This is a genomic window from Cobetia marina (assembly GCF_001720485.1).
In the GTDB taxonomy this organism is placed as follows: Bacteria; Pseudomonadota; Gammaproteobacteria; order Pseudomonadales; family Halomonadaceae; genus Cobetia; species Cobetia marina.
This window is the reverse complement of sequence record NZ_CP017114.1, coordinates 2,339,915-2,365,526: the sequence shown is the minus strand read 5'-3', so window position 1 is coordinate 2,365,526 and position 25,612 is coordinate 2,339,915. Positions and strand designations below refer to the sequence as shown.

At 62.3% G+C, this 25,612-nt stretch carries 21 protein-coding genes; 4 read left to right on the top strand and 17 right to left on the bottom strand.

Features of this window, described 5'->3' with window-relative positions:
* Positions 1-79 precede the first annotated feature (79 nt).
* From BFX80_RS09960 to BFX80_RS09935, 6 genes are all read right to left on the bottom strand, one after another.
* Positions 80-1,138, bottom strand: a complete 1,059-nt coding sequence (locus BFX80_RS09960; RefSeq protein ID WP_205632694.1) for a type II asparaginase — start codon at positions 1,136-1,138, stop codon at positions 80-82.
* Positions 1,139-1,419: 281 nt separating this feature from the next.
* Positions 1,420-3,120: a gamma-glutamyltransferase family protein gene (locus tag BFX80_RS09955; protein WP_084208756.1), complete on the bottom strand. Its 1,701-nt coding sequence runs from the start codon at positions 3,118-3,120 to the stop codon at positions 1,420-1,422.
* Positions 3,121-3,199: 79 nt separating this feature from the next.
* Complete coding sequence (locus tag BFX80_RS09950; RefSeq protein WP_054556070.1) at positions 3,200-4,039, bottom strand: sulfite exporter TauE/SafE family protein; 840 nt, start codon at positions 4,037-4,039, stop codon at positions 3,200-3,202.
* Positions 4,040-4,284: 245 nt separating this feature from the next.
* Positions 4,285-5,613, bottom strand: a complete 1,329-nt coding sequence (locus tag BFX80_RS09945) for a TRAP transporter large permease (protein ID WP_084208755.1) — start codon at positions 5,611-5,613, stop codon at positions 4,285-4,287.
* Positions 5,610-6,152 carry a TRAP transporter small permease subunit gene (locus tag BFX80_RS09940; RefSeq protein ID WP_084208754.1) on the bottom strand — a complete coding sequence of 181 codons (543 nt, stop codon included), beginning with the start codon at positions 6,150-6,152 and terminating at the stop codon, positions 5,610-5,612. The genes BFX80_RS09945 and BFX80_RS09940 overlap by 4 nt, the downstream gene beginning before the upstream one ends.
* 138 nt (positions 6,153-6,290) lie before the next feature.
* Positions 6,291-7,382: a TRAP transporter substrate-binding protein gene (locus tag BFX80_RS09935; protein WP_077376697.1), complete on the bottom strand. Its 1,092-nt coding sequence runs from the start codon at positions 7,380-7,382 to the stop codon at positions 6,291-6,293.
* Between the two features lie 727 nt (positions 7,383-8,109).
* Here BFX80_RS09935 and BFX80_RS09930 point away from each other — a divergent pair.
* Positions 8,110-9,057, top strand: coding sequence for a hypothetical protein (locus BFX80_RS09930; protein WP_157109471.1), 948 nt, complete (start codon positions 8,110-8,112; stop codon positions 9,055-9,057).
* Positions 9,058-9,077: 20 nt separating this feature from the next.
* Here the strand turns inward: BFX80_RS09930 and BFX80_RS09925 are convergent, their stop codons facing one another.
* Positions 9,078-9,530, bottom strand: coding sequence for an Lrp/AsnC family transcriptional regulator (locus tag BFX80_RS09925; RefSeq protein ID WP_084208752.1), 453 nt, complete (start codon positions 9,528-9,530; stop codon positions 9,078-9,080).
* A gap of 179 nt (positions 9,531-9,709) precedes the next feature.
* Here BFX80_RS09925 and BFX80_RS17845 point away from each other — a divergent pair, with 179 nt between their 5' ends.
* Positions 9,710-10,354 (top strand): hypothetical protein, encoded by a 645-nt coding sequence (locus BFX80_RS17845; protein ID WP_157109470.1) that lies wholly within the window; start codon positions 9,710-9,712, stop codon positions 10,352-10,354.
* Positions 10,355-10,447: 93 nt separating this feature from the next.
* Here the strand turns inward: BFX80_RS17845 and ushA are convergent, their stop codons facing one another.
* The 8 genes from ushA to BFX80_RS09880 all read right to left on the bottom strand — a co-directional run bounded on the left by ushA (position 10,448) and on the right by BFX80_RS09880 (position 22,032).
* Positions 10,448-12,163, bottom strand: coding sequence for a bifunctional UDP-sugar hydrolase/5'-nucleotidase UshA (ushA, locus tag BFX80_RS09915; RefSeq protein ID WP_084208750.1), 1,716 nt, complete (start codon positions 12,161-12,163; stop codon positions 10,448-10,450).
* 351 nt (positions 12,164-12,514) lie between these two features.
* Positions 12,515-13,945 (bottom strand): uracil-xanthine permease family protein, encoded by a 1,431-nt coding sequence (locus BFX80_RS09910; protein ID WP_077376686.1) that lies wholly within the window; start codon positions 13,943-13,945, stop codon positions 12,515-12,517.
* A 274-nt stretch (positions 13,946-14,219) separates the two neighbouring features.
* Complete coding sequence (locus BFX80_RS09905) at positions 14,220-14,528, bottom strand: putative quinol monooxygenase (RefSeq protein WP_084208749.1); 309 nt, start codon at positions 14,526-14,528, stop codon at positions 14,220-14,222.
* 173 nt (positions 14,529-14,701) lie between these two features.
* Positions 14,702-15,361: an oxygen-insensitive NAD(P)H nitroreductase gene (nfsB, locus tag BFX80_RS09900; protein ID WP_084208748.1), complete on the bottom strand. Its 660-nt coding sequence runs from the start codon at positions 15,359-15,361 to the stop codon at positions 14,702-14,704.
* Between the two features lie 186 nt (positions 15,362-15,547).
* Complete coding sequence (guaD, locus tag BFX80_RS09895) at positions 15,548-17,092, bottom strand: guanine deaminase (protein WP_240499527.1); 1,545 nt, start codon at positions 17,090-17,092, stop codon at positions 15,548-15,550.
* On the bottom strand, positions 17,089-18,087 hold the full coding sequence (xdhC, locus tag BFX80_RS09890) for a xanthine dehydrogenase accessory protein XdhC (protein ID WP_084208747.1): 999 nt from the start codon (positions 18,085-18,087) through the stop codon (positions 17,089-17,091). Before xdhC ends, guaD begins: the two co-directional genes overlap by 4 nt.
* Positions 18,084-20,498 (bottom strand): xanthine dehydrogenase molybdopterin binding subunit, encoded by a 2,415-nt coding sequence (xdhB, locus tag BFX80_RS09885; RefSeq protein ID WP_084208746.1) that lies wholly within the window; start codon positions 20,496-20,498, stop codon positions 18,084-18,086. The genes xdhC and xdhB overlap by 4 nt, the downstream gene beginning before the upstream one ends.
* Positions 20,476-22,032, bottom strand: coding sequence for a xanthine dehydrogenase small subunit (locus tag BFX80_RS09880; RefSeq protein WP_084208745.1), 1,557 nt, complete (start codon positions 22,030-22,032; stop codon positions 20,476-20,478). The genes xdhB and BFX80_RS09880 overlap by 23 nt, the downstream gene beginning before the upstream one ends.
* A gap of 340 nt (positions 22,033-22,372) precedes the next feature.
* Between BFX80_RS09880 and BFX80_RS09875 the strand changes: the two genes are divergently transcribed.
* Complete coding sequence (locus tag BFX80_RS09875) at positions 22,373-23,050, top strand: TetR family transcriptional regulator C-terminal domain-containing protein (protein WP_084209727.1); 678 nt, start codon at positions 22,373-22,375, stop codon at positions 23,048-23,050.
* Positions 23,051-23,189: 139 nt separating this feature from the next.
* Here BFX80_RS09875 and BFX80_RS09870 read toward each other — a convergent pair whose 3' ends face one another.
* Both BFX80_RS09870 and BFX80_RS09865 read right to left on the bottom strand, forming a co-directional pair.
* Entirely contained in the window at positions 23,190-23,765 is a 576-nt protein-coding gene (locus tag BFX80_RS09870) for a hypothetical protein (protein WP_084208744.1), read from the bottom strand.
* Positions 23,762-24,118 carry a hypothetical protein gene (locus BFX80_RS09865; protein ID WP_084208743.1) on the bottom strand — a complete coding sequence of 119 codons (357 nt, stop codon included), beginning with the start codon at positions 24,116-24,118 and terminating at the stop codon, positions 23,762-23,764. The genes BFX80_RS09870 and BFX80_RS09865 overlap by 4 nt, the downstream gene beginning before the upstream one ends.
* A 424-nt stretch (positions 24,119-24,542) precedes the next feature.
* Between BFX80_RS09865 and BFX80_RS09860 the strand changes: the two genes are divergently transcribed.
* Positions 24,543-25,457: a MurR/RpiR family transcriptional regulator gene (locus BFX80_RS09860; protein ID WP_205632693.1), complete on the top strand. Its 915-nt coding sequence runs from the start codon at positions 24,543-24,545 to the stop codon at positions 25,455-25,457.
* Positions 25,458-25,612 lie beyond the last annotated feature (155 nt).

The window sequence follows — 25,612 nt, the reverse complement described above, 5'->3', positions numbered from 1 at the left end:
AAAGCAAAAAGGGACTGCCTGGGCAGTCCCTTTTTGCATGAAGGGTCAGTCACGTCTCGTCATGCCACTGACTGCCGGCTCACTCGAAGTAGCTACGTACCTTGTCCATGTCATCGGTTTCGGTCAGCGCCAGCGAGAGCAGAATGCGCGCTTTCTGAGGGTTGAGTGCGCCGCTGCCGATACCTTCTTCCTTGGCCGTCACGATGCCGTTGCCGGTACGCGTGCTGCGAACGACTGGCAGACCATCTTCCATCGCCTGCTTCACCAATGGCTTCAGAGTGTCCGGAATGGAGCCATTGCCGCTGCCGGCTATCACGATACCCTTGGCGCCATTGTCGAGTGCCGCGGTGAACAGCGCCGGGTCCATGTCCTGATGGGCGTAGATGATATCGACCTTGGGCAGGCCATCGAGGGACGTCACGTCAAAATGTGGCTTGTCGGTCGGGGTTGCCGGTGTGTAGTAGAAGTGCGGCTTGCCGCTGATGAAGGCACCCAGATAGCCCTGCTCGGTCGCCTTGAAGGTGTCCATCATGATGGCATTGGTCTTGGTGGTGTAATACGCCGAACCGATGCGGTCGTTGAGCACGATCATCGCCCCACGACCCTCCGCGCCTTCATCGGCGGCCAGCGTGACCGCCTCCAGCAGATTGAAGGGGCCATCGGCACTGATGGCGGTCGCCGGACGCATGGCACCCACCATCACCACCGGTTTGTCGCTTTCGACCGTGAGATCCAGGAAGAAGCCGGTCTCCTCCAGCGTATCGGTCCCATGCGTTATCACCACGCCATGTGTGGCATCGGTGGCCAGCGCCTCATTGATCGATTTCGACAGCTTTAGCAGGATTTCCTGATCGATGTTGCTGCTGCCGGTATTGGCGATCTGCTCGCCCGTCACCTCTGCCACGTCTGCCAGTTCCGGTACGGCATCCAGCAGTGCCTGCACGCCGATGCTGCCGGATTTGTAGTTGGTGGTGTCCGTGGAGGAGGCTGAACTGCCCGCTATCGTGCCGCCGGTCGCGTAGATCTTGACGCCCGGGTGATCCGCCGCATTGGCCTGAATGCCATAGGCCAGTGAACAGGCGGCGATCGAGATGGCAGCTACAAGGCGGCGAGGAGTCATGAAGGAAGCTGTGGTCATTGTGGTGAGTCGCTCTTTGTCGTTGTTGTCGGAGTTATCGATGCCAATGGCCTGTCGATACCGTGCTGGCCAATGAACATCCGATGCGTCTGTGCAGAGACAGGCGGTTTGTCTCATGGTTTCCTCAATCATGAATAAGGAAAGTTTAATGTCATGACGAGGTCTCATCCCTGCCCCCCGGTCTGACTGGGGGAGGGAGGGGGTTGAACCGTACTATTGCCAGCATCAATCTGAGCAGCAATATCTCGGCCAGCTTGTGACGCTGAGCTGGCCGGATTTCTTCAGGTCAGCGCCGCGCCACCATCGCTGCGTGGGTCATGTGCGGCCTCGACCTGTCCATCCGGGTGACGCATCACCGCGCCGGCGTGACCCAGCGTATCGCTGTAGGCGTCTTCCAGCACCTCTACTTCATGCCCCAGCTCCCTGAGTGCCTCCGCCACGTCACCCTCAAGGCGCGATTCGAGCTTGAGGCTGGTGCTGACATCGCCCCAGGTGCGGCCCAGCAGCCAGCGTGGAGCACTGATCGCGGCCTGCAATGACATGCCGTGGCGGGCGATGCGCGTGAAGACTGCGGCCTGAGTCTGCGGCTGGCCTTCACCGCCCATGGTGCCGAAGGCCATCACACGGCCATCATCGAAACACGCCAGTGAGGGATTGAGGGTGTGGAAGGGCTTGCGGCCCGGCGCCAGGCTGCGCAGTCTGGCGGGCGCCAGATCGAACGCCAGCCCGCGGTTCTGCCACATCACGCCACTGCTGGGCAGTACCATGCCACTGCCGAACTCCCAGTAGACGCTCTGGATGAAGCTGACGGTAGTGCCCTCGCTGTCTGTGGCGCCCATCCAGATGGTGTCGCCCTCGGCGGGCTCGTGGGGCCATTCCAAGGCGGCCTGCATGTCGATCATTGCCGCCTGCTGAGTCAGGGCATCCTGTGAAAGATGTACCTGTTGCGTCGCGATGCCGCTTTCCAGCCCGCCCTCGAGGCATTCCGGAGAGGTGATCAGGCTGTCGCGCACCAGGAAGGCGCGTTTGGTGGCCTCGATCAGCGCATGCAGGTGACGCGGTGTATTGCCCTCCGCTTCGCTGATGCCGTGCCTGGCGCTCAATTCATCGTAAAGCCCCAGAATCATCAATGTCGCCAGACCCTGGGTCGGGGCGGGCAGGTTGTATACCTCACTGTCGCGCAGACGCACCTTGAGCGGCGTGACGCGTTGGGCGCGATAGCCGTTGAGGTCCTCCAGGCGCAGCGGACTGCCGGCGGACTGCAGTTCCTGCGCCATGTGCGCCGCCAGCTCGCCTCGGTAGAAATCGTCCAGCCCGGCATCCGCCAGGCGGGCGAGGGTCATGGCAAGCGCCGGCTGACGCAGGCGGGCGCCTTCCTCGAGCGCCATCGGCTCCCCTGACTCGCTCTGACCCAGATAGCGCTGCGCAAACCCGGGTTGCCGTGACAGCACGGCCAGGTGCTTCTCGCTCAAGGCTTGCTGGCTGGCGCTGACCGCGACCCCGTCATTGGCATGGCGGATGGCCTGGCGCAACAGCGTCGCGAGGGGCAATGGCGCGCGCTCGGCGTCGGAGGTGTCTGCCGAGAAGGCCAGTGCCTCCTGCCAGCCGCCGATGGTACCGGCCACCGTCAAGGCGGACAGCGGCCCACGGGTGGGGATGCTGTCGCCATTCACCAGGGGAGCGCCTGTCTCGTCATCGGCCACACCGTAGCCTTGCGCGGCGTAGAACTCTCGGCTGGCCAGCGCCGCGGCCGGCCCACAGGCATCGATCGCGATGGGGGCGAGACCGGGTCGCTTGATCAGCCAGAAGCCATCACCGCCGATACCATTCATGTGCGGATAGACCACGGCGATGGTCGCGGCCATCGCGACCATCGCCTCGATGGCATTGCCGCCGTCACGCAGGATGTCACGGCCGGCCTCTGCTGCCAGATGATGGGGGGCAGCGCAGGCCCCGCCGAATCCTCGTCGGGTATGCATCATGGCGTCTTGCTCCTGTGAATGTCGTTGTTGTTATTGCGCCGTTGCTATTGCGCCGTTGTCATTGCGCTGAGGGCGGAGATCAGCTGCCGGTGAACAGGTCGTAGAACATGCGCAGTGCCGTGAACATCAGGAAGATGGCGAAGACCTTCTTGAGCTTGGCGGCATCCATCGCATGGGCCAGCTTGGCACCGATCGGCGCACACAGCATGGTCGCAGGCACGATGGCGGCGAAACCGAGCAGATTGACGTAGCCGATGGAGCCCGGCAGCAGGTTCGGCTCCCCGATGCCATTGAGCAGGAAGCTGGCGGTGCCCGGCAGGCTGATCACCAGCCCGAGCGCTGCGCCCGTGCCCACGGCCAGGTGCATCGGAGTGCCGAGGGTGCTGAGGGTCGGCACGCTCAGGGTGCCGCCGCCGATGCCCATCAGGGTCGAGACGCCACCGATGAAGGTACCCAGCGCACCACTGCCCAGCGGGCCCGGCAGGCCAGTGCCCAGCACTGTGGACTGACGACGGAACATGTTGAGCGCCACGAGGAAGGCGACGGTGGCGAACAGCCCCATCAGGACCGCGCCGCTGAACAGGTTGGACAGCAGGCCGCCGATGATGACGCCGATGATCACGCCCGGCAGCAGACGCTTGAGTATCGCCGGGTCAAGATTGCCCTTGGCGTAGTGGGCCCTGGCCGACATGATCGAGGTGGGAATGATGGTCGCAAGCGAGGTGCCGACCGCCTGGTGCATGCGGACCGCCTCATCGACACCCAGCAGGCTGAAGAGGTGAAAGAGCACGGGCACGATGACGATACCGCCGCCGACCCCCAGCAAGCCGGCCATCACGCCGGCAATCATGCCGGTGACGATGAGTGCGGCGATCAGACCGAGAATCCAGTGCAGTGGATAGGCTGAGAACAGTTCCATGGTGTTTCCTTGTAGTACCCGTATGGCGCGGGGTCATTCATTGCTGGTGAAAGTTGCCGACAGACGACATCGGCAGTCGAGGCATCTCCCTGGAGCGCTTTCTCTCGCGCTGTCTCCGAGGGGGTGCGAGCGGGTTGGCGAGCCAAGACATTACGCGTTGCTGAATTATCTTTTCAATGCCCTTGTGATGGCCAGGCCCCGTTGGTGGCGTCAAGTCGCCTGTCAGGCTGGCCATCGTGACCGGGTTACCAGCCGATGGCGTCCGGCAGCCAGGTGGCAAGACCCGGGAAGCAGAACAGCAGCACGACGGCCATGGCCTGCAGTCCCACGAAGGGGAGTACGCCGAGATACAGGTGGCGTGTCGTGACTTCCGGTGGCGCGACCCCCTTGAGGAAGAACAATGCCCAGCCGAAGGGAGGCGTCAGGAATGACATCTGCAGATTCATCGCCACCAGTACGCCCAGCCATACCATGTCGGTGCCATAGCCGATGAAGACCGGCAGGAACATCGGCAGTGCGATATAGCTGATCTCGATCCACTCCAGGAAAAAGCCGAGCACGAACAGTATCACCATCAGGAAGATGAGAGCGCCCAGTTCTCCCCCCGGCAGCAGATTGAACAGGTCATGCACCATGTTCTCGCCGCCAAGGCCGCGGAAGGCCAGTGAGAACGGCTGCGCGCACAACAGGATGAAATAGACCATGGCGGTGATGGTCAGGGTCGAGTGCAGGCAAGCCTTGAGCATCGGGAAATCGAGGCGCCGCGCCAGCAGTGCGATCACGAGACTGCCCAGTGCGCCCATCGAGGCCGCCTCGGTGGGGGCGGCCACGCCACCCAGAATTGAGCCCAGTACCGCGAAGACCAGCATCAGCGGCGGAATCACGCTGCGCGCCAGATCCCTCAGCAATTCCTTCATGCCGCCAGCGGCGGCGCGCTCCTCTTTTGGAATGGCCGGGACGAGTTCCGGCTTCCACCAGCCCAGCACCAGCAGGTAGACGATGTAGATGACCGCGATCGCCAGGCCCGGCACGAAGGCCGCGGCGAACAGGGTACCGACGGATTCGCCGAGAATCTCCGACAGCAGGATCAACACGAGGCTCGGCGGAATGATCTGCCCCAGGGTGCCGGAGGCGCAGATGGTGGCCGAGGCCACGCCCGGGTGATAGCCGCGGCGCAGCAGGGTCGGCAATGTCAGCATGCCGACGGTGACCACAGTCGCACCGACGATCCCGGTGGAGGCGCCCATCAGCACGCCGACCAGAATGATCGCGATGCCCATGCCGCCGTTGACGCCGCCCATGGCGCGCCCGATGGTCTCGAGCATGTCCTCGGCGACCCGCGATTTCTCGAGCATGACCCCCATGAACACGAACAGCGGTATCGCCAGCAACGTGTAATTGGTGACCACACCATAGAGACGTGCCGGCATCAGGCTGAACAGCAGCGGGCCGAAGCCCGCCAGACCCGCCACGAAACCGGCCACCGCCAATGAGATCGCGACCGGAATCCCGATCAGCATCAGGATCAGGAAGCCGCCGATCATGCTGAGGGCAATCCACTCATTCGGACTCATGAAGGCACCTTGGTGTTGGATGACGTGGTGGAAGAGGCGTCGGGCATGCGGTTTGTCAATGTCAGCAAGGCGCGCAGGCAATCCGCCACGCCCTGCAGGGCAAGCGCGGCGAAACCGATGGGGATGAAGGCCTTGAGCAGGTAGCGATAGGGCAGGCCGCCGGGGTCGGGTGAGCCTTCCATCAGCTGATACGACTGCTCGGTATAGCTCAGGCCGAGCCAGGCAATGGCCGTGCCGATGGCGATGGTCATCAGGGCGCCGAGCAGATCCACCAGCGCACGCCCCTTGGGGGAAAATCGATCATAGAAGACATCGACGCGAACGTCGGCGCGATGCTTGAGGGCATAGGAAATGCCCAGCAGCGCGATGGGGGAAATCAGATGCCACTCGAATTCCTGGAGTGGCACGGGACTGATGCTGAAGAAGTAACGCAACAGCACGTTACTGGCGACCAGCACCACGAGTGCCAACAGCGAGTAACGGGCAATGATGCCCAGCCGCTCGATGATGCCCTCGAGACAGTGGATGACATGCAGCATGACATGACCTCACGAACGCCACGACGGGACAGGCCGTGGCGTAGACAGGGGGAGCAGGGATGACACCAGCGGTGATCCGTTCAGGCACTGGGGACGTGAGCCGCAGGTACCGCGACGGGGGAGGTTCGATGTCAGCCGTCAGAGTGCCAGGAAGGTCTTCTCGCTGACGGCGGCCCATTCCTTGTGTTGATCGCGGAAGGCCATGAACGACTCGTGCACACGTGCGGTGTCTGGATCGGCGGCCGCCATGTCGGTCAGCGTCTTCTCGGTGACTTCCTTCAGGCGCGCCACCACGGAATCGGGCAACGGCTGAGCGGTGACGCCCTCGTTTTCCACCAGATCATTGAGCGCTTCGGCGTTCACCGACTCACACCAGGCCTGGCTCTCGACATTGCACGCCTGAGCGGCGGCCTTGACGATGGCCTGCAGGTCTTCCGGCAGACTCTCCCAGGCGGCCTTGTTGATCATCAGCTCGGTCACGTTGGTCGGCTCGTGCCAGCCGGTGGTGTAGTAGTACTTGGCAGCCTTCTGAAGCCCCAGACGGCGGTCCTGATAGGGGCCGACGAATTCGGCGGCATCGATGACACCGCGCTCCAGCGCCGGGAATATTTCGCCGCCCGGCAACAGGCGCACGGCGACGCCCAGCTCGGCATAGACCTTGCCGGCAAGCCCCGGGATACGCATCTTCAGGCCTTTCAAGTCCTCCACCGTGTTGATCGGCTTGCGGAACCAGCCGGTCATCTGCACGCCGGTATTGCCCATCGGGAAGGCGATCAGTCCCTTGGGGGCGTACAGCTCATGCCATAGCTCCAGGCCGCCACCGTGATACAGCCAGGCATTCATGCCCTGGGTATTCATGCCGAAGGGGACGGTAGTGAAGTACTGGGCAGCGGGAATCTTGCCGGCCCAGAAATAGGCATTGCCGGCGTTCATCTCCACCACGCCACTGGCGACGGCATTGAAGCCTTCCAGTGCCGGAATCAGCTCACCGGCCGCAAAGTGCTGGATCTTCATGCGCCCGCCCGACATGGCTTCCACCTTGCGGCAGAAGTCGGTCGGGCTACCGGGGCCCTCGACATAGAAGGGCGATCCCGGGCCGTAGGCATTGGTCATCTTCCATTGATAGGTCTTGCTGGATTCCGCGCGCACGATGGCGGGCGCACCCATCACGAGTCCAGCGGTTGAGGTTGCCAGAGCGGCACCCAGGAACTTGCGACGATCGAATGTCATGGGAGGTTCTCCTGCGGACGGATGACCAGTAGTGCCCCTGCGGCGGTGGATGTGCGGATGCGGCAAGGGGAGCCTGTACGGCGTGCTGACATCGAGGTCAGCGATCTTGTTGTGTCGGTGTTTCTGCATGCTCTTGAGTAGCGATGTCTTTCATTTGTCAGTTTTGAGGCTGTCATTTGTCATCGCGCTACGGGGATGACTCTGCAAGCCGTGTGCCATTTCGCCGCATGAGAAATTTTCCCAATTATTTCAATGAACTACGTGCAAGATTAGGGCGCTGTTTTCCGTTGAGAATGCGCGCATGCGTCTCCGGAGTTGCACATGTGAGACCGTGGAGCCGCTGATGTGCGGAGTTCAGTGCCTGACAAATGTCAGAAGATCACGCCAATCGCGGCATTTGTTCATCGATAGCATCACGGAAGGTGACATCTGGCTCGCGAATGTGGGGTGGTGATGACCAATTGTCATGCTTGCCGCATTACGGTGCGCTTGAGTCATCGCGGTGCATTACCTCTGAGCGAGGCTGTCAGGAAAGGGCTTGGCACGAGAGGGCTGAGCGGTGCGTGGGCTGATAGGGACGGGCGCTGATAGGGACGGGGGGCAGGGAGAAGAGAGAGCTGGGCGGAGCGAGGCGACAGGGACATGAATGGGGCCGGTGATTGCCGGGCGATGACGACAGTCAGCAAGCCCGGTGGCATCATGCGGATTTGCCCTGTTGGAGCCTTGCATGTCACCTCATGATTCTGACGATTCCGCTTCTCCCACGCCGGCCACGTCTGCCGTCTCCTCCACGCCTTTCGCGAGACATGCTGGCGTGCGCCTGCCTGCCGCCCCCGGCGCACCCACTGACGCGCGAATACCCCGCGCCTTCCTGATCGCCATCCTGCTGGTAATGGCAGTGCTTGCCTGGTGGGAGCTGCCCCAGCAGTGGGCACGCGATGTCATCGATGCCACCCTGGGGCAGGCCTTCAGTGCCTTCGCCATCGCCAAGGGCCTGAACGCGACCATCTCGGTGCTGCAGTCCTCGACCATCGACCTGCAGGTATTTCAGGTCTCGCCCGGGGAGGCGCTGGACCCCGCCAATGACATGATCGAGCGCTTCTCGTGGGTGATGTTCGCGGCGACCGGCTCATTGGCGCTGCAGAAATTGCTGCTGGGCATCTCCGGTTCCGTGATCATCAAGAGCATGACCACCGTGGCCTGCCTGCTGGCGGTGTTCGGCCTGCTGGCCGAGGGCAGGCGGGCAGACAGCGAAGCCGGGCGCGTCCCTCCCTGGTGGCAGCAGGCACTCGTGCGCCTGGCGCTATGGGGCATCGCGCTGCGCTTTGCCGTGCTCAGTGTCGCGCTGGCCAGTGGTGTGGCAGGCCAGGCCTTTCTCGATGACAGCCGAGATGCGCAGATGGCGCAGCTGAGCGTGACGCAGCAGCAGCTGGCGGAAGTGGCGGACAAGCAGGTGGGAGGCGAGCACGAAGAGCGCAGCTGGTGGCAGCAGTTCAAGGGCAGCATGGAAGGCTGGGTCGGCGGGCCGATCACCAGTGTCACCGAGGGCTTTGATGCCATGACCGACAAGGTGATCGATCTCACCATGCTGTTCATCACCCAGACGGTGCTGTTCCCGCTGGGCTTTCTGTGGGTCACCATGCGCTTGCTGCGTGGGTTGGGTCGCATGCATTGATTCGCGACCCCGGCGCGTGCTTATAGCCGTGCGCCACCACGACGGTGCTTCACGCGTGTCATCAGCGACTTGCAGTCGACGGAGAGTATCTCGTCACGATTGAAGATATGTTCGCGCACGAAGCTGTCGAAGGCTTCGTAGCTGTCAGTGAGGGTGTGGATGTGCAGGCTTTTCAGGTCGCTCATGATGTAGAGGCTGACCACCTCGACACAGGCGGAAAGCTCCTCGGCGATACGCTCGATGGCGCTGGGTGCGACGGTCAGGTCCACGAAGGTGGAGATACCCTTGCCGAGCTTGTCCGGGTTGATGACGGCGGTGAACTGCTCGATCACGCCGCTCTCGACCAATGCCTGGACTCGCGTACGGGCGTGGGCACGCGAGATGCCCAGCTTGCGGGCGATATCGGCGTAGGACATGCGACCGTCCTTGATCAACAGGTTGAGCAGTTCGCTGTCGGTGCGGTTGAGGTTCATGTTTTTATTCTCAGCTATTTAGCGTTACCAATATGAAGTAACGTTTTTTTGTCACGGAACATATTTTTATTGATTTTATCTGCTTTCGTGCATAGATTCTATCAAATCAACTGCATTTTTATGTCAGGCCGTCTGGTGATGGTTTAAATATCTATGTTATTCGAAGTGAGGGTAGAGCCATGCCTTTATTTGAAGTTTCGAGAAAATCTCACTTTAGAAGATATGTGGGTAAAAATATTACATGGGAAAGTATAGTGTCTAGCTTGTCTATCAATACAAGTGATAAGTTTAGGTTGGCGAAAATAAGAGAGTCTTTAATAGAGAGTGAAGCTGAAAGGTTTTATTTTCTCATTGCACTTGAAGTTTTTGATATAGTGAATAATAACGAGAGAAGGTTTGTTAGAAAAAATGGCCAAGAAGTTATAATGTTTGAGTGTCTTGCATTTGTAATGTCCGTGGTCACCAACATACTCAACCCAGAGGAAGAAGATTACGAATTAATCACAAATGTAAAATTTAAATCTATAGACAAGTTTTTCAATATGTCGTTGTTGAATGAGTCGGATGTAGAAGATGCATTTATCAGTAGGTTTGGGATGTATGATGTAGCGCAAAAATCTACTAAGAAAGAAAGTTTCTTGATAACCACCTTTACAAGGATGCTTACGAGCATAAATAATGGTGTTTATTTTAGCGATGCAAGATATAGAAGCCAAGACCCTTTGGAAATTAACTTCCTTAGTGTTGCGCAGAAATCTTTTTCACATATTTATACAAGATTGGAAAGATTTGTCTCTATGATTCCTGACAGAGATTTTGATTAATTTTATTTTTTTTAGATGTCATTAGCCTTATAGCGTTGCTAGAATATTGAGCGGGGCATATTAAGCCCCGCTTATTTTCTTGTTATAAGTAATTTATTGATAGACAATCTCGCCCTGGGGCGCGTACGCCGAGACATCGATCGGGCTCTGCTGGGCCAGATAGGCCTTGAGCACATCGGCATCGACGAAGCCGGTATCCAGGTAGCCCGGCAGATCAGTGACCTTCGGATAGCCATCCCCGCCGGCGGCATTGAAGCTTGGAACGCTGAAGCGATATTGCGCGCTCATGTCCAGTGGCTGGCCCTGGATCATCACGTCAGAGACGCTGCCCTCGGCCCGGTCGACCTGCATGCTGATACCGGCAAACTGGGCATAGGCGCCGGAGTCCACCGGCTGGGTCGCCACGGCATTGAGGTAGTCGAGCACCTCGCTGCCCGACATGCTGACGACCCCCACGGTGTTGCCGAAGGGCAGTACGGTCAGCACATCCTTGTAGGTGATCTCTCCTTCAGGCAATGAGGCGCGCACGCCACCTGAGTTCATCACGCCGAAGTCTGCCTTGCCGGCCTGCATGGCGGCGGTGGCGATCAGGCGGCCCAGATTGGTCTGGGCAAAGCGCACCACGTCGCGATCCCCCTCCAGCTTGCCGTTGCTCTGCGCGACGGTGACATTGAGCTGCGCCTGGCCCTTCTCCTGATAGGGGCGCAGGAACTCGAGCAGCTCACTGTCCTCGGCGATTTCCTCCTTGACCAGCACCTTGTGACGCTCGCCGTTCACTTCGACGGTCTTCTTGAGGTTCACCGGGATCAACTGATAGTTGAGCATGGTCAGCTCGCCATTGCGGAACTCGTAATCGGCACGCCCCACGTACTTGCCCCACTCGTGTGCCTGCACGATGTAGGTACCGTTCTGACGGTCCGGCTGGCAATCATCGCCGGGCGCAAAGTCCGCCATCCGGTTGACGCCCTCCATGCACACCGGCTCCTGGGAGTGCCCTCCGACGATCATGTCCAGCGCACCGGTGGGCAGGTAGCGCGCAAGCGCGACGTCGCCCGGCGCGTTGATGCCATGCTCGGCATTCTGATAATGCCCCATGTGGGTGACGGCGAAGATCAGGTCCGGCTGCTCATGCTCGTTCAGTTGCTCGATGACCTTGCGTGCCTCTTCCTTGGGATCGCGAAACTCGAGATTGCTGAAGTACTCGGGATTGCCGATGCGCACGGTGTCTTCGGTGGTCAGGCCGATCACCGCGATATGGACGCCGTCTTCATCGAAGATCCTGTAGGGCGCGAACAGACGCTCGCCGGTGGCCTTGTCGTAGATGTTGGCGGCCAGCATCGGGAAATCGGCCCAGTCGCGCTGCTTGAGCAGCACGTCCAGCGGGTTGTCGAATTCATGATTGCCCACCGCCATGGCGTCATAGCCGATGCGGTTCATGCCCTTGAAGTCAGGTTCGGCCTGCTGCAGATCGGACTCCGGCACGCCGGTATTGATGTCTCCGCCGGACAGCAGCAGCACGCTGCCACCCTCGGATTCCACTTCGGCGCGGATACGGTCGACCAGCGTCTTGCGCGCCGACATGCCGTATTCGCCATCGCTGCTGCGCCAGAAGCGACCGTGATGATCATTGGTGTGCAGCACCGTCAGGTGATAGGACGTGTCTGCCTGCCATTCATGGTCCTGATGGCTGGCGCAGGCGCTGAGCGTGCTCAGCAATGCAGCCCCCAGCAGGGTCTTCAGCGCCAGGCGCGAGCGGGGGGATGTGCGCAAGCCCGGCGCGTTTGATGAGGTGAGTCGAGTGTTCAGCATGAGCGATACGTTCCTTGTGTCTGGCTCCGAGGCGCTATGGCGCCTTCCAGCCTCAAAGTGCTGATTGTCAGGGTGGCGATTGCAAGACTATTGATGAGAAAGCGCTTATGTGTAGTGGGTGAAGGGTAACCGATGGCAAGGCACACCGCTGTACGAGTCTGTCTTGCCATTGTGGAGATTGGATGACCTGCTCAGGAAGTGCGAGCTGTACGCCGTTTGCGTGCGTCAGCGAATGGCGTGAAGAAGTGCACCTGAGCTGAAGAAGCGCGACTGGCCTCAAGAGGCGACCGACATGAAAAAACCGGCCAATGATGCGCCGGTTCTTTCATGTCTCATTGCGGCGCCTGCGGCTCAGGCGTGTTCCTGCTCCGCGCTGATGCTGTCGGTGGACTCACGCTCACTCGCTTTGGGATTGAACACCTCGGCATCTTCCATCTTCGGCAGCAGCAACTCGGCGAGGATGGCAGTCAGGCCGCCCATGGTGATCGGCGAGCGCAAGGCATCGGCGAAGGCCCCCGGAATCGCGTTCAGCACATCCGGTACCATGCCGACGCCCAGACCAAGCCCCAGGGCCAGCGCGATGATCATCATCTCGCGACGCCCGATGGGCTGCGCCATCAGGATGCGGATGCCGGAGACGGCGATCAGCGCGAACATCAGCGTGGTGGTGGCACCGAGCACCGGGCGCGGCATCTGCGTGAGCAGGGTGGCGATGAAGGGCGACAGGCCCAGCAACAGCAGGAAGCCCGCCACGTAGCGGCCCACATGGCGGCTGGCGATACCGGTCAGCTGGATCACGCCGGTGTTCTGACTGAAGGTGGTGTTGGGGAAGGTGCCGGCCAGCGCACCGAGTGCGGAATTCAGGCCATCCCCGAGCACACCGCCGCGCAGACGCTTCTGATGCGTGTCGTCATCCACGGCAAGCCCCGAGGCGCGTGCGCTGCCGGTGAGATCGCCGACGGTCTCGATGGCGGTGATAATGAAGATGAAGGCCACCGGCAGGAAGGCGGCCAGCGAGAAGTCGAAGCCGGTATTCAGCGTCGCCGGGTGCGGCAGAGCAATCAGTGCGGCATCCGCCAGTTGTGGCGCATCGTACATGCCGCCCAGCGCCGCGATGATGCAGCCGACGGCCATGCCGATGAAGATGGAGGCGATTCTCAGCCACGGGTGACGCGAGACCTGACAGGCCAGTACCGTGATCAGCACGCAGCCGGCCAGCGCCAGATTGGCGGGGGCGCCGAAGTCCGCGGCACCGAAGCCGCCACCGATATCCGTCATGCCGACCTCGATCAGACTCAACCCGATCAGCATCACCACTACGCCCGTCACCACCGGTGTGATGACGCGCTTGAGCCATGGCAGCACCGTGCCCAATGCCATCTCGATCAGGCTGCCGGCCAGACAGGTGCCGAACAGTACCGCCAGCACCTGTTCGTCACTGGCATTCTGGCTGCGCGCGATCAGGCCGGCGGTGATCAAGGCTGATACGAAGCTGAAGCTGGTGCCCTGGATGCTCAACAGCCCCGAGCCGAATGGCCCCAGGCGCTGGGATTGAATCCAGGTGGCGATCCCGGAGACCACCAGCGCCATCGACAGCAGACTGGCGGTATAGGCACCGAGCGATAGCGCACTGGTGATGATCAATGTCGGTGCAATGATGCCCGCCAGACTGGCCAGCAGATGCTGGGCCCCGGCGAGCGCCGAGATGGGAACGGAGGGGCAGCTCTCGAGGCCGAGCAGTGGCTCGTCGATCCCCTTGTGCTGGGAGGAAGCTTGGGTCATGGGACGCTCCTTGTCGGCTCGCGGCAAATGCGGGAGGAATGGGGCTGATGATCGAGGATGACGATGCGTGATCACGCCATGCGATTCGCGGGCGGGCAATTATAAGCAAGAAGTGAACCAATATCAGGTGTCTTTTGCTGTCACGACGTCTTGTCGCCGAGGCACTCGATGACTGGCCGGATAACGCAGGACCCCGCCGAGCGTGACTCGGCGGGGTCCTGGAATTGACGTCCCTGTGGCCCGGGCAAGCGGGCGCAGGGTCAAGCGGCTGGCGTCAGACTGTCAGCAGACGCTGGATCTTGAGGCCGATCTCGCCTTCCGCGAAGGCCCCCAGGAAGCCCTGGAAGTGCTCGGATGCCACGTGGGCTTCCAGCGCTTCTTCATCCCACCATTCCTCCAGTACCACGAAGTCGCCTTCCGGTACCGGCTCGCCTTCCTCGACCTGCTTGTCTACCGCGAAGAGTTCATATTGCAGACAGCCCTTGTCGGACTGACTCTTCTCGACCAGGTCGGCGAGAATGTCACGGGCCTTTTCCTGCTGGTCGGCGGGGAAGGTCAGAGTCGCGATAAGCTTGAGAGACATGGCATGAATCCTTTCGTGAACGAAAATGATGACGCGTGAAGCGGATGCCCCACGTGACCGGCGGACGATGGGACATGAGCAGAAACGGTGTCATGTCCGATGGGCGGATGCAATGCGGCAGGCACGGAGCCCCGTGGGGGAATGCGCTGCCCGCCGCTCGATGTCCCCTGCGCTTACAGGCGAGTGAAGAGTTCGTCTGCCGGCAGACGGGACTTGGGCAGTTCCGCATTGAAGTCGTCAGCGGCGCGATAGCCAAGGCTCACGGCGACCAGGGCGTTGAAGCCTTTCTCGCGCAGCCCGAATTCGGCGTCCAGCGCCACCGGGTCGATGCCTTCCAGCGGCACGGTGTCGATGTTCAGGCTGGAGGCGGCATACAGCAGGCTGCCGTAATTGAGGTAAACCTGCTTGTCCATCCAGTGCTGCATGTCCTTGAGATCATGACGATGCAGGTCGATGAACAGACGACGCGCGCCGTCCATCATGGCGCTGAACTCGTCATCCTTCTTGAAGCGACCATCAGAGGCTTCGGTATCCAGCAGATGTTTCAGGTAGTTGTCGTCCAGGGTAGTGCGGGTGCAGAACAGCACGACGTGAGACGCATTGGTGATCTTCGGCGAGTTGAAGGCGTACTTGTCATCTGTACCGGCGCGTGCGAAGCGCTGCTTGGCATCGTCAGACTCCAGCACCAGGAAGTGCCACGGTTGGGAATTGACGCTGGAAGCGCTCAGGCGCATCACGTTTTCCAGTTCCTGCCAGTCTGCGGCGCTGATCTTGCGCGCCGGATCGAAGGCCTTGGTGGAATAACGACGTTGCATGATGGCAGTGGGAGTCATGATGACGGACCTCGTAATGCGTCGACACCTCTGAGGGTGCCCAGGACGTTGGAAGAAGATGGCGCCATCATAACGAGTGGACTCAGCGTTGAGTATCCATGTCTCACGCACCTTTATGATGAAAAAATGGCACCAATTCTATAAATTGGCACCATTTGTCAGCATGTTGTCACACCTGTGATGCCCTCAGGGCATTAATGCTTCCGCCTGTGGGCGTGTCTTCGCAGCGGTGTGGTCACTCAGCAGCATGCCGTGCCGTTTGCGGCAGCGGCCCGCCACATGTACCTCGCGAATCGCGCGGTCATCCCCGAGCATCATCAGGGCGAACAGCACCTCCCCCAGCGGTACCTGCTGTGGCTGTCCCCAGCGGGTACGCCGCGCCAGCAAGTGAGTCGCCGTGGGGTCGAGCACGATCACGTCCGCCTCCATCCCCGGACGCAGGTTGCCGACCTTGTCCTCCAGCCGCATGGCGCGCGCATTGCCCAGCGTCAATTGATAGAAGCCCTGCCAGGGCGTCAGTGGCTGGTTGGCACGTGACGCAAGCCCCGCCACATCATGGGCGACCGCACCGTGCAACTGACCGACCTGATAGGCAGCCTTGAGGCTCTCCAGCTGACACAGGCTGGAGCCACCGCCGACATCGGTGGCGATGCTGATGTTGATCCCCTGATGGCGGGCGCTGGCGCGATCGAACAGCCCGCTGCCGAGGAACAGGTTGGAGGTCGGACAGAAGGCGATGCTGGCGCCACGATCCGCGATGCGCTGGCGCATGCCATCGTCCAGGTGGATGCCGTGGGCGAAGGTGGTGCGCTCGTGACTCAGGCCAACATCCTCATAGACCGCCAGATAATCCCGAGCCTCGGGGAACAGTTCCGCCACCCACTTCACTTCATCGAGGTTCTCGGCCAGATGGGTCTGCAGGTGCAGGTCCGGCTGGCACTTGAGCAGTTGACCGGCGGCCTTGAGTTGCTCAGGCGTCGAGGTCGGGGCGAAGCGCGGGGTCAGCACATAGCCGAGGCGATCACGCCCGTGCCAGTCCGCGATCAGCCGCTCATCGTCCTTGAGCGCGGTGACGCCTGAATCGAGCAGTGCCGGCGGCGCATTGCGATCCATCATCACGCGACCGGCATGCACACGCATGTCGCGGCTCCGCGCGGCCCGGAACAGGGCATCGGCACTGCTGGCATGCGAGGTGGCAAACACCTGGGCACTGGTGGAGCCATGACGCAGCAGCTCATCAAGGAAGATCTCGGCGACCTCGGCGGCGTGCGCGGGGTCGGCAAAGCGCTGCTCGGCGGGGAAGGTGTAGGTATTCAGCCAGTCGATCAGGCAGTGACCATAGCTTGCGATGATATCCAGCTGCGGGAAGTGCACGTGGGTATCGATGAAGCCTGGCATCATCAGACCGGTGACGCTGTGCGGCGGGCTCAGGCGCATCAGTTCACTCACGGCATCATGCCGGGCAAGCGAGTGGTGATCCCCCACGGCGACCACATGGCCGGCGTGCATCACCAGCAGGGCATCCGCGTAGTACTCGATGGCGGGGTCCCGCTCGCCTGACGCAAGCGTTCCTTGCGGGTCGTCCAGAGGCTCATCCAGGAAGTGCAGCAGGGCGCCACGCAACAGGCTGACGCTTTCTGGCGCCTTTGCGGCCGAGCGCAGCGCCGCCGTCAGTCGGCGGTCATCCAGGTGGCAGGCCACAGATAGCGGGGTGTCTTGGTCAGTCATCATTCGGCCTTCCGTGTCGGTTCTGTCTGGTGCATCGCGTCAGGGGCAAGGCGGGCGCGCAGCTGGCGGGCACCCTTGCGCGTCAGGCCATTGCCGTCCAATGATGGGGGGTGTGACGAGGTTGGGGAGTTCGCGTCGTCGGTCTGCTGGGCGGCTTGGCTGGCCTGCAACTGAAGCAGTTCGGCCACCACCGCGATCGCGATCTCCTCGGGGCGTTTGCCCGGAATCCCCGGCACACCGATCGGGCAGCGAATGCGGGCGACCTCGTGCTCGTCGAGATCGCCGCGCAGGCGCTGGCGAAAGCGCGCCCACTTGCTGCTGGAGCCGATCAGCCCCAGCGAGGCCAGGTCATCACGCGGTGCAAGAGCCGCCACCAGCGCCTGGTCCTCGACATGATCATGGGTCAATACCAGCACATGACTGCCCGCCCTCACTGGCAGCGAGTCGGAGGCCGGCGCCGCTTTCGAGAGCGGCAGGTCCGTCAGGATATTGAATGTCTGGCGCTGCACACGGCCCTCACTGCCCGCAGGAATCGTGGCGGACTCGAGCTGCTCGGCGCGTGAATCCCGCCAGTCGATCTGCCAGTCCAGCGGCGCCAGCAGGTGGACGATGGCCTGACCGACATGGCCGGCGCCGAACAGGGTCAGCCGTGGCGCAAGCGCCGGGTACAGCTCGATCAACACCTGCACGTGGCCACCACAGCATTGTTGAGCATGCTGGCCCAGCGCGATCTCCTCGAGATGACAGCCCGACTGTCCCTGCGCCAGCATCGCTCGAGCGCGCTCTACCACCAGCTGCTCCAGCCGACCGCCGCCGAGGCTGTCGTGCAGCGTATCCGGGGTGATCAGCATCTTGCTGCCGGCACCTCGCGGGGCGGAGCCCGCCACCGTCACCACGGTGGCCAGGGCATGGGCCGTCAGCGCTGCCTGTGCCTCGGCGAGCGCCTGATACCAGCGGCTGGTCGCGGCACTCTTGATTGCCCTCTTGATTGCACTCATGACGGCACCTGCGTTGGCTCTGCGCCGGCAGTGGCGTGCTGCTCCTGCCAGTCACGCTGTTCGCGCGCCGCCAGCATCACGCGTTCCGGCGTGGCCGGGGTATCCAGGCGCACTGCGCGGCGGTAGTCGGTCAACGAGGCCAGCGCATCGCGCAGCGCCGCCCACACGCTGATGGCGAGCATGAAGGGGGGCTCACCCACCGCCTTGGAGCGATAGATGCTGGCGGCCGAGTTGGGATGTCCTTCCAGCAGGCGTACCGTGATCGCGCCGTCGGGTACGTCGCTGATGGCGGGTATCTTGTAGGTGGCCGGGCCATCGGTCAGCAGGCGACCCTCCTCGTTCCACTTGAGTTCCTCCGTCGTCAGCCAGCCCATGCCCTGCACGAAGCCGCCTTCTATCTGACCGATGTCGATGGCCGGATTGAGCGAATCTCCCACATCGTGCAGGATCTCGGCGCTTTCCAGTCGGTATTCGCCGCTCAAGGTATCGACGACCACTTCACACAGCGCCGCGCCGAAGGCGTAGTAGTAGAAGGGGTGTCCGGTGCCACTTTCGCGGTCGTAGTGGATGTCCGGGGTGGCATAGAAGCCCTTCTCGGAGAGCGAGATGCGTTCCAGATACGCCGCCTGGATCAGCTCCCCCCATGTCATCAGTACGCCGCTCGGGCCATGCAGTTCGCCATTGTCGAGGCTCAGGCTGGTGCGTGGCTGGGCGAGATGTTCGGCGGCGAAGTCGAGCAGGCGCGCCTTGAGGCGCAGGCAGGCATCACGTGTGGCCATGCCGTTGAGGTCCGCTCCCGAACTTGCCGCGGTCGGTGAGGTGTTGGGTACCTTGTCGGTGCGCGTGGCGGTGATGCGCACCCTGTCCACGCTCAGGCCCAGCTCACGGGCCGCGACCTGAGTGATCTTGGTGTGCAGGCCCTGGCCCATCTCGGTGCCGCCATGATTCACCTGCACGCTGCCATCGGTATAGACATGCACCAGGGCGCCGGCCTGATTGAGGTGCTTGGCGGTAAAGGAGATGCCGAATTTCACCGGCGTCAGCGCCAGCCCCTTCTTCACCACCGGATTGGCGGCATTGAAGGCGCGAATCTCGGCACGACGCGCCCAGTAGTCGCCCTGCGCCTCGAGCTGGTCGATCAGCGTGGTGAGCAGTGGGTACTGATTGACGTGCTGGCCATAATGCGTGGTCTCACGGCCTTCGCAGTAGAGGTTGCGCTTGCGGATCTCCAGCGGGTCGCGCCCCAGACGCCTTGCGATATCCTCCATGGCCGCCTCGATGGCGAGCATGCCCTGCGGACCACCAAAGCCGCGGAAGGCGGTGTTGGACGCCACGTTGGTGCGGGCACGGATACCGCGCACATGGGCATTGCCGAGGTAATAGGCGTTGTCGGCATGGAACATGGCGCGATCGACGATGGCATCCGACAGATCCGGCGAGTGGCCGCAGTCGCCGGTCAGCTCGATGATGGCGGTGTCGATGCGCCCGCTGTCATCGACACCGAACTGGTAGCGGTGATGGAAGGGATGGCGCTTGCCGGTCAGGCGCATGTCGTCATTGCGGGGCAGTCGCAGTCTGGCGGCCCGCCCCGTACGACGCGCCACCAGGGCTGCCAGACATGCCACCGGCGCGGCCTGGGTTTCCTTGCCGCCGAAGCCGCCTCCCATGCGACGGGTTTCCACCGTGATGGCATGGAAGGGCACGCCCAGCACCTCGGCGATCAGCTTCTGGACTTCACTGGGGTGCTGGGACGAGCTGTGCACCAGCATCTCGTCGTCTTCACCCGGCAAGGCCAGCGCTGCCTGGCTCTCCAGATAGAAGTGTTCCTGTCCACCGCTCTCAAGCTCGCCGTCCAATTGCCAGGCGGATCTGGCAAGTCGTTCGCTGACGCTTTCGCGTGTCGCTGCCCGGCCGTTGGCCAGACGTGCCTGGGTATGGGTCGGGCGCACCAGATCACCGCGACTGGCGGCCTGGCAGGGATCAAGCGTCAGTGGCAAGGGGGTCACCGCCACCTTGGCCAGTCGCGCCGCCTGACGCGCCGCCCGCTCGCTCTCGGCGGCAACCACGAACAGCGCCTGACCATGATGACTGATGCGATCACTGACCAGCAGCGGGTCGCCGGGGAAGACCGGGCCGACATCGCGGTGGCCGGGGATGTCTGAAGCGCTGAGCACACAGACGACGCCGGGGGCGGCCCGCACCGCCTCGAGTGTCAGGGAATCCAGAGTGGCATGCGCGACCTCGCTCATGCCGATGGCCAGGTGCAGCGTGCCTGCGGGGAGTGGCAGGTCGTCGACGTAGCGTGCCGTGCCACTGACGTGACGCTCGGCGCTCTCATGCTGATGTGACGGCGAAGCGTTCGTGGCCGGAGTGGCACTGGGGTCGGACTCAAGACTGTGCAAGGTACGCATCGAGGCTCTCCAGTGGCATGAGGGGGGCAGTCGCGTGACGTTCATTGTGGATTCGCTGCGCCACTCGGGGGACCAGATGGCTGGCGGCCAGCAGACGATACTCGCGGGAGCCACGCACGTCCGAGAGAGGCGAGAAATCGGCCTGGATGGCCTGCTCGATCCTGTGGCGAGTGAGGGTGTCGAGCTGGGCGGGCGTGAGCGATTCCAGCGTTTCACGGCTCAGGAGTGCCTCGAGATGCGGTGCACGTGCCGGAATGCCGGCCATGCCGCCGAAGGCGACTCGCCAGTGCTGAGCATGGCCACTGGCATCGCGCCGCCAGGCGAAGACCCCCAGCAGCGTGGAGATGTCATCATCTCGCCGTTTGGAAAGCTTGTGGACCGCCAGCCGCTGATTGTGCACCGGCCGCGGCAGGAAGAGGGAATGGATGATCTCGTCCGGCATCAATTGGGTGCGCTTGTAGTCGAGGAAGAAGTCCTCAAGCTTGAGGATGCGCTCCCCATCGACACTCATCAGCTGGAGATAGGCCTCCAGCGCGATCAACAGCGGCGGCATGTCCCCGATGGGTGAGGCGTTGCCGATGTTGCCGCCCAGCGTGCCACGATTGCGGATCTGTTCACTGCCCAGGCGAGTGAGCAGGTCCGCGCCCTCGGGATAATGTTCACGCAGCAGTGGCATCAGCTGGCGGTAGGTCACCGCAGCGCCGATCCACCAGCCTGCCTGGCCGGCGTGTTCCCCTTCCTCGATGGTGCCAAGGGCCGCGACACACGTGGTATCGATCAGTGCCGGGAAGTCACGCAGGCGTTGCGTGTATTCGAGCATCAGATCCGTGCCCCCCGCGATCAAGGGCGCCTCGGGATGTGCGGCGCGCAGCGCCAGCAGATCTTCGAGACGGGTGGGACGATGGAAGGTGCTTGAGCCTTTCAGTTCGCTATCTCGCTCGCGACGGGACGCTGAATTCGCCTCGCCAGTGGCGGGCTGACAAGCTGCCTGGCCGGATGACAGCAGGGTGGCCGGCCCGAATTCTCCCTGCAGCAGGCGATGGGCAGCCTCGCGTATCGGTCGATAGCCTGTGCAGCGGCACAGATTGCCGCCCAGCGCATGGTCGATCATCTGATCGCGCCGCGCGGCATCGAGACTCTCGCCCTCTGCGGTGCGCAGCTGATGATCGGCGTGCAGCACCGCCAGGCTCATGGCGATGCCCGGGGTACAGAAGCCACATTGGCTGGCGTGGGTCGTCACCAGCGCTTGCTGCACCGGGGAGAGCGAGGAGGTGGCGGTCTCGTTCGCCAGTCCCTCGATGGTGATCAACTCGCAATCCTGCAGCTGGTGGGCGGGCATCAGGCAGGCATTGACCGTCGTCATGGGCTGGCCCGGCACCTGCAAGGCAATCGTGCAGGCGCCGCAGTCACCGGACGCGCAGCCTTCCTTGGTGCCAGTATGCCCCAGAGAGGTGCGAAGGGCTTCAAGCGTTGTCGTTCCCGGTGCAGGCGCGGGCAGCTGATGCGCGTGTCCGTTCAAGGTGAAGTCGATCATGCAGGCATCCCGTCAGGTCGTCTTGTCATTGTGGTGCCTTCAGGCGTATGGCACATCCGAATCTGGGCATTGCGGGCCCGATTGGCGTCTTCGAGTGTCAATGTAACAGCTCATGTTGTATTTCCAGCAAGAATCTGACCAAATGGTCAGCCCATGGTGTGGTATTTTTGCGTGGGTGGCGCAAGTGCGCGTCAGGAGAGCGACGCATCGAGCGTATCGCGCCTGCCCGGGGTGAGCATTCTGACCACAGCATCGTGACGTGAGGCCGAAATCCAAGGTCATGTTCCGGTGCTGTGGTCAAGATGCTCGAACGATAACGTCTATTTGATGAGTGATGCTGATGCCTGCAGATTCTCCTTCTTCCCTGTATGCCGAAGTTCGTCGTTCCCGAAGTGCGGAATTCAGTCCGACACCGACCAGCTCTCCCCGTGAGCAGGCGGAAAGTCGAATCATGGAAGCTGCCGAGTGTGTCTTTGCCTGTCACGGCTATCGTGGCAGCACACTCAAGCAGATCGCGGACGTGGCCGAGTTGCCCAAGGCCAATCTGCTGTATTACTTCGGTTCCAAGGAAAAGCTCTATGTGCATCTGCTGGAGCAGACGCTGACGCGCTGGAATGCGTCACTTGAGGACATCACGGCCGATGATGACCCGCGCGAGGTGCTGGAGGCGCTGGTGCGCGTCAAGCTCAAGCTGGCACGCCAGGCCCCACAGGCATCGCGCCTGTTCGCGGCGGAGGTGATCAGCGGCGCGCCGTTTCTGCGTGACTATCTCAGTGGAGAGTTGCGCCAGTGGGTCCAGGCGCGCTGCGAGGTGATGAAGGCGTGGATGGCAGCTGGCAAGCTGCGCGAGGCGGAGCCGATGTGGGTCATCTATCTGATCTGGTCCACCACGCAGCACTACGCGGACTTCGCCGCCCAGATCGACCAGCTGGGCGGTGCGCCGCGCACGGATGAGGACTGGGAACAGCTGGCGGACTTCGTGGCCAGCACGCTGTGTGATGGTCTCTGTCCGCGCTGAGCCATCGGTTCGGCGAGATGGGTCATGGCAGACACGACAACGCCCGCTCCGGTGTTCCCGGCGCGGGCGTTGTCGTGTCTGCTGGTGCGTGTCATCGGAATGTCGTCGAGATGTCGGATGGGGGGCCGGAACAGGAGGCTCAGCTGGCCAGCTCAAGTGCATTCGCGGCCTTGCTCGTCAGGTGGGCGCCGTTGCGTTGCTCCGGCTCACAATGCTGATGCATCTGCCAGCCATCGCGGGCGTCCTGCGCCAGATAGATCAGTGCGGCATCGGCAGTGAGCCAGAGTCTGGCAAGATCACGTTGATGTCGGGTGCGGTTGGCAATCGGCAGGGCATCCGCACACACGATGACCACCGGCGCCTTGAGCAGCCAGCGTGGCGCATGGCTTGGCCAGCTGTGGTGCACGGCGTCCAGCCAGGGCGCCTTGGGGCTGGCGGGGGAGGTCTGCCAGCGCCAGCCACGGCCGACTTCCAGGATGCCGCGTGAGGTCCACAGGAGGCTGCGACGTGGCAGCTGGGTTTCCAGGCTTGCCAGCAGCGCGTTGTCACTGTCGGCCAGTGACTGGATGGCGCCCCGCTCGAGCGCCAGGCGCTCGCCGGCATGTAGTCCGGCGTTGATGTCGAAGGTCACGCGCATCACGGGTTCGGCGTTCACTGCGCAGTTTTCCAGCGGGATGTGCATGCCGCATTCCATGCCGATGGTATAGACACTCATGCCAGCATGCCCCGACGGACCATGCTGTGACGCAACAGGGTCTGATGACGATGCTCGGCTTCCCAATCCGCATGCACCTTGTGGTTGATGTTCGGGTCAAAGACGGCCTGTTGCTGGGCGACGCGTGATGCGTCGATATCACCGACCGCACGGGTGTCGCTCACCTGCGAGGACATCAGCAGGGGCGGAGCTTCGTAGCCCATTGCCATCACGCTCAGCAGTTGAGAGGCGCAAGCGGGGGTGTCAGCGGCTTTCTCTGCGCCCACTGTCAGAGGAGTGAAGGTCTGTGCGGCAAGCTTGTGAGTCATGGCCCGACAGGTATCGAGCAGAGTGGTCATCGTAGAGGTGGCCATGAGACAACTCCTTGCGCCACGCGAGCGCTTGATCGGTAAATTTGCCATCCGGGTGTTCGGTGGGTGTCCTGTCGGGTGGCGCATTGCCTGTGCCCGCTGGGTGCCCACTTCATGTTTAGCGATCTGCATGCCGCTCCAGGGAGAATTACGCCAAAACAACCACTTGGTGAACACGTGCTGAGGCCGTGCCTGTCATCGCCCTCCCTGCAGCTCATGTGATGGGCCGAATTCCCGGGTCAACCGCCACCCGAGAGGGCAATTGATGCACTGTCACCTTGCCGCTGGCCCGACGCTTGCACTGTGATGAGGCACAATGACGTCTGGGGCATCCTTGAGCCCCGGGCGCGACGCCAGTCCCCCGTTGCCATATCAGACCCTGAGTGGCGGCCCACGGGGTGCCATGACACCAGAGAGACCCTTCGCCATGACTCAAGCCACGCGTGATGACTCCAGTGCTTCAGCCACTGACTCCGAGATGCCTTCTCGCGCTGCGGCAGCGTCGCTGGCAGGCCAGAGCCTGCATCAGCGCCTGACTCACCACCTTGAGCGATTGACCCCCAACGAGCAGCGTATCGCGCGTTTTCTGCTCGCGCATCAGGATGAGCTGGCGCTCTACAATGCCGCCGAGCTCTCACGGCTGACACATGTCTCCAAGGCTACCGTCAGTCGCCTGTTTCGCCGCCTCGGCTATCAGGACTTCCGGGAGGCACGTGATCAGGCGCGCAGCCTGCGTCATGCGGGCGTGCCTGTCGTCTCGAGCACGCCCACGCCAGACCACCATCAGCGCCACTATGAGCAGGAGTGTCGCAACCTGCGTCAGGCACTGGCGGCGCTGGACATGCTCGACATGGAAGCGCTGGGCCGCACCCTGGCCAATGCCGAACGCTTGCAGATCATCGGCTTTCGCAACGCCTATCCGCTGGCACTGCATCTGCGCCAGCAACTTCTGCAATTGAGAGGGCAGGTGGCGGTCCTGCCCCAGCCGGGCCAGTCACTCGGGGAGGAGGTCGCGCGGCTGAGCGCCAATGACGCCGTGGTGATATTCGCCATGCGCCGGCGCCCGCAGGGGCTGGCACGCCTGCTGGGGTGGCTGGGCCAGGCTCCCTGCACGGTACTGCTGGTTTGCGATGACAGCCTGAGCGAGATCCCTGCCGGTATCGAGCATGTGCTGCGCTGCCCGCTGGACAGTGTCAGCGCCTTCGACAGCTATGCCGCCGCCATGAGCCAGATCAACTTGCTGGCCACACGCCTGCTGCATGACGACCTCGTCGCTGGTCGCAGCCAGATTCGCCGGGTGACGGACACCTTCGAGTCACTCGAGGAGCTGGGAGACGGCTAGCAGTGTCATTGCGGTTGCCTGCGCTGCCGCCCATCCCATCACGATGCTTCACGCCCTGCGGGTTGCGCGCACCCGCAGGGCGCACGGACTGCCTGTTTGCACCAACAGCGTCCCTTTTCATGTCGATGACGCCCGGACACTGTGCGTTCCAAGAA

What these genes read in the sequence shown, in the direction of transcription:
- BFX80_RS09960 (WP_205632694.1), bottom strand. Translation starts at nt 1,138, where the DNA reads ATGACCACAGCTTCCTTCATGACTCCTCGCCGCCTTGTAGCTGCCATC.
- BFX80_RS09955 (WP_084208756.1), bottom strand. Translation starts at nt 3,120, where the DNA reads ATGATGCATACCCGACGAGGATTCGGCGGGGCCTGCGCTGCCCCCCAT.
- BFX80_RS09950 (WP_054556070.1), bottom strand. Translation starts at nt 4,039, where the DNA reads ATGGAACTGTTCTCAGCCTATCCACTGCACTGGATTCTCGGTCTGATC.
- BFX80_RS09945 (WP_084208755.1), bottom strand. Translation starts at nt 5,613, where the DNA reads ATGAGTCCGAATGAGTGGATTGCCCTCAGCATGATCGGCGGCTTCCTG.
- BFX80_RS09940 (WP_084208754.1), bottom strand. Translation starts at nt 6,152, where the DNA reads ATGCTGCATGTCATCCACTGTCTCGAGGGCATCATCGAGCGGCTGGGC.
- BFX80_RS09935 (WP_077376697.1), bottom strand. Translation starts at nt 7,382, where the DNA reads ATGACATTCGATCGTCGCAAGTTCCTGGGTGCCGCTCTGGCAACCTCA.
- BFX80_RS09930 (WP_157109471.1), top strand. Translation starts at nt 8,110, where the DNA reads ATGTCACCTCATGATTCTGACGATTCCGCTTCTCCCACGCCGGCCACG.
- BFX80_RS09925 (WP_084208752.1), bottom strand. Translation starts at nt 9,530, where the DNA reads ATGAACCTCAACCGCACCGACAGCGAACTGCTCAACCTGTTGATCAAG.
- BFX80_RS17845 (WP_157109470.1), top strand. Translation starts at nt 9,710, where the DNA reads ATGCCTTTATTTGAAGTTTCGAGAAAATCTCACTTTAGAAGATATGTG.
- ushA (WP_084208750.1), bottom strand. Translation starts at nt 12,163, where the DNA reads ATGCTGAACACTCGACTCACCTCATCAAACGCGCCGGGCTTGCGCACA.
- BFX80_RS09910 (WP_077376686.1), bottom strand. Translation starts at nt 13,945, where the DNA reads ATGACCCAAGCTTCCTCCCAGCACAAGGGGATCGACGAGCCACTGCTC.
- BFX80_RS09905 (WP_084208749.1), bottom strand. Translation starts at nt 14,528, where the DNA reads ATGTCTCTCAAGCTTATCGCGACTCTGACCTTCCCCGCCGACCAGCAG.
- nfsB (WP_084208748.1), bottom strand. Translation starts at nt 15,361, where the DNA reads ATGACTCCCACTGCCATCATGCAACGTCGTTATTCCACCAAGGCCTTC.
- guaD (WP_240499527.1), bottom strand. Translation starts at nt 17,092, where the DNA reads ATGATGACTGACCAAGACACCCCGCTATCTGTGGCCTGCCACCTGGAT.
- xdhC (WP_084208747.1), bottom strand. Translation starts at nt 18,087, where the DNA reads ATGAGTGCAATCAAGAGGGCAATCAAGAGTGCCGCGACCAGCCGCTGG.
- xdhB (WP_084208746.1), bottom strand. Translation starts at nt 20,498, where the DNA reads ATGCGTACCTTGCACAGTCTTGAGTCCGACCCCAGTGCCACTCCGGCC.
- BFX80_RS09880 (WP_084208745.1), bottom strand. Translation starts at nt 22,032, where the DNA reads ATGATCGACTTCACCTTGAACGGACACGCGCATCAGCTGCCCGCGCCT.
- BFX80_RS09875 (WP_084209727.1), top strand. Translation starts at nt 22,373, where the DNA reads ATGCCTGCAGATTCTCCTTCTTCCCTGTATGCCGAAGTTCGTCGTTCC.
- BFX80_RS09870 (WP_084208744.1), bottom strand. Translation starts at nt 23,765, where the DNA reads ATGAGTGTCTATACCATCGGCATGGAATGCGGCATGCACATCCCGCTG.
- BFX80_RS09865 (WP_084208743.1), bottom strand. Translation starts at nt 24,118, where the DNA reads ATGGCCACCTCTACGATGACCACTCTGCTCGATACCTGTCGGGCCATG.
- BFX80_RS09860 (WP_205632693.1), top strand. Translation starts at nt 24,543, where the DNA reads ATGACTCAAGCCACGCGTGATGACTCCAGTGCTTCAGCCACTGACTCC.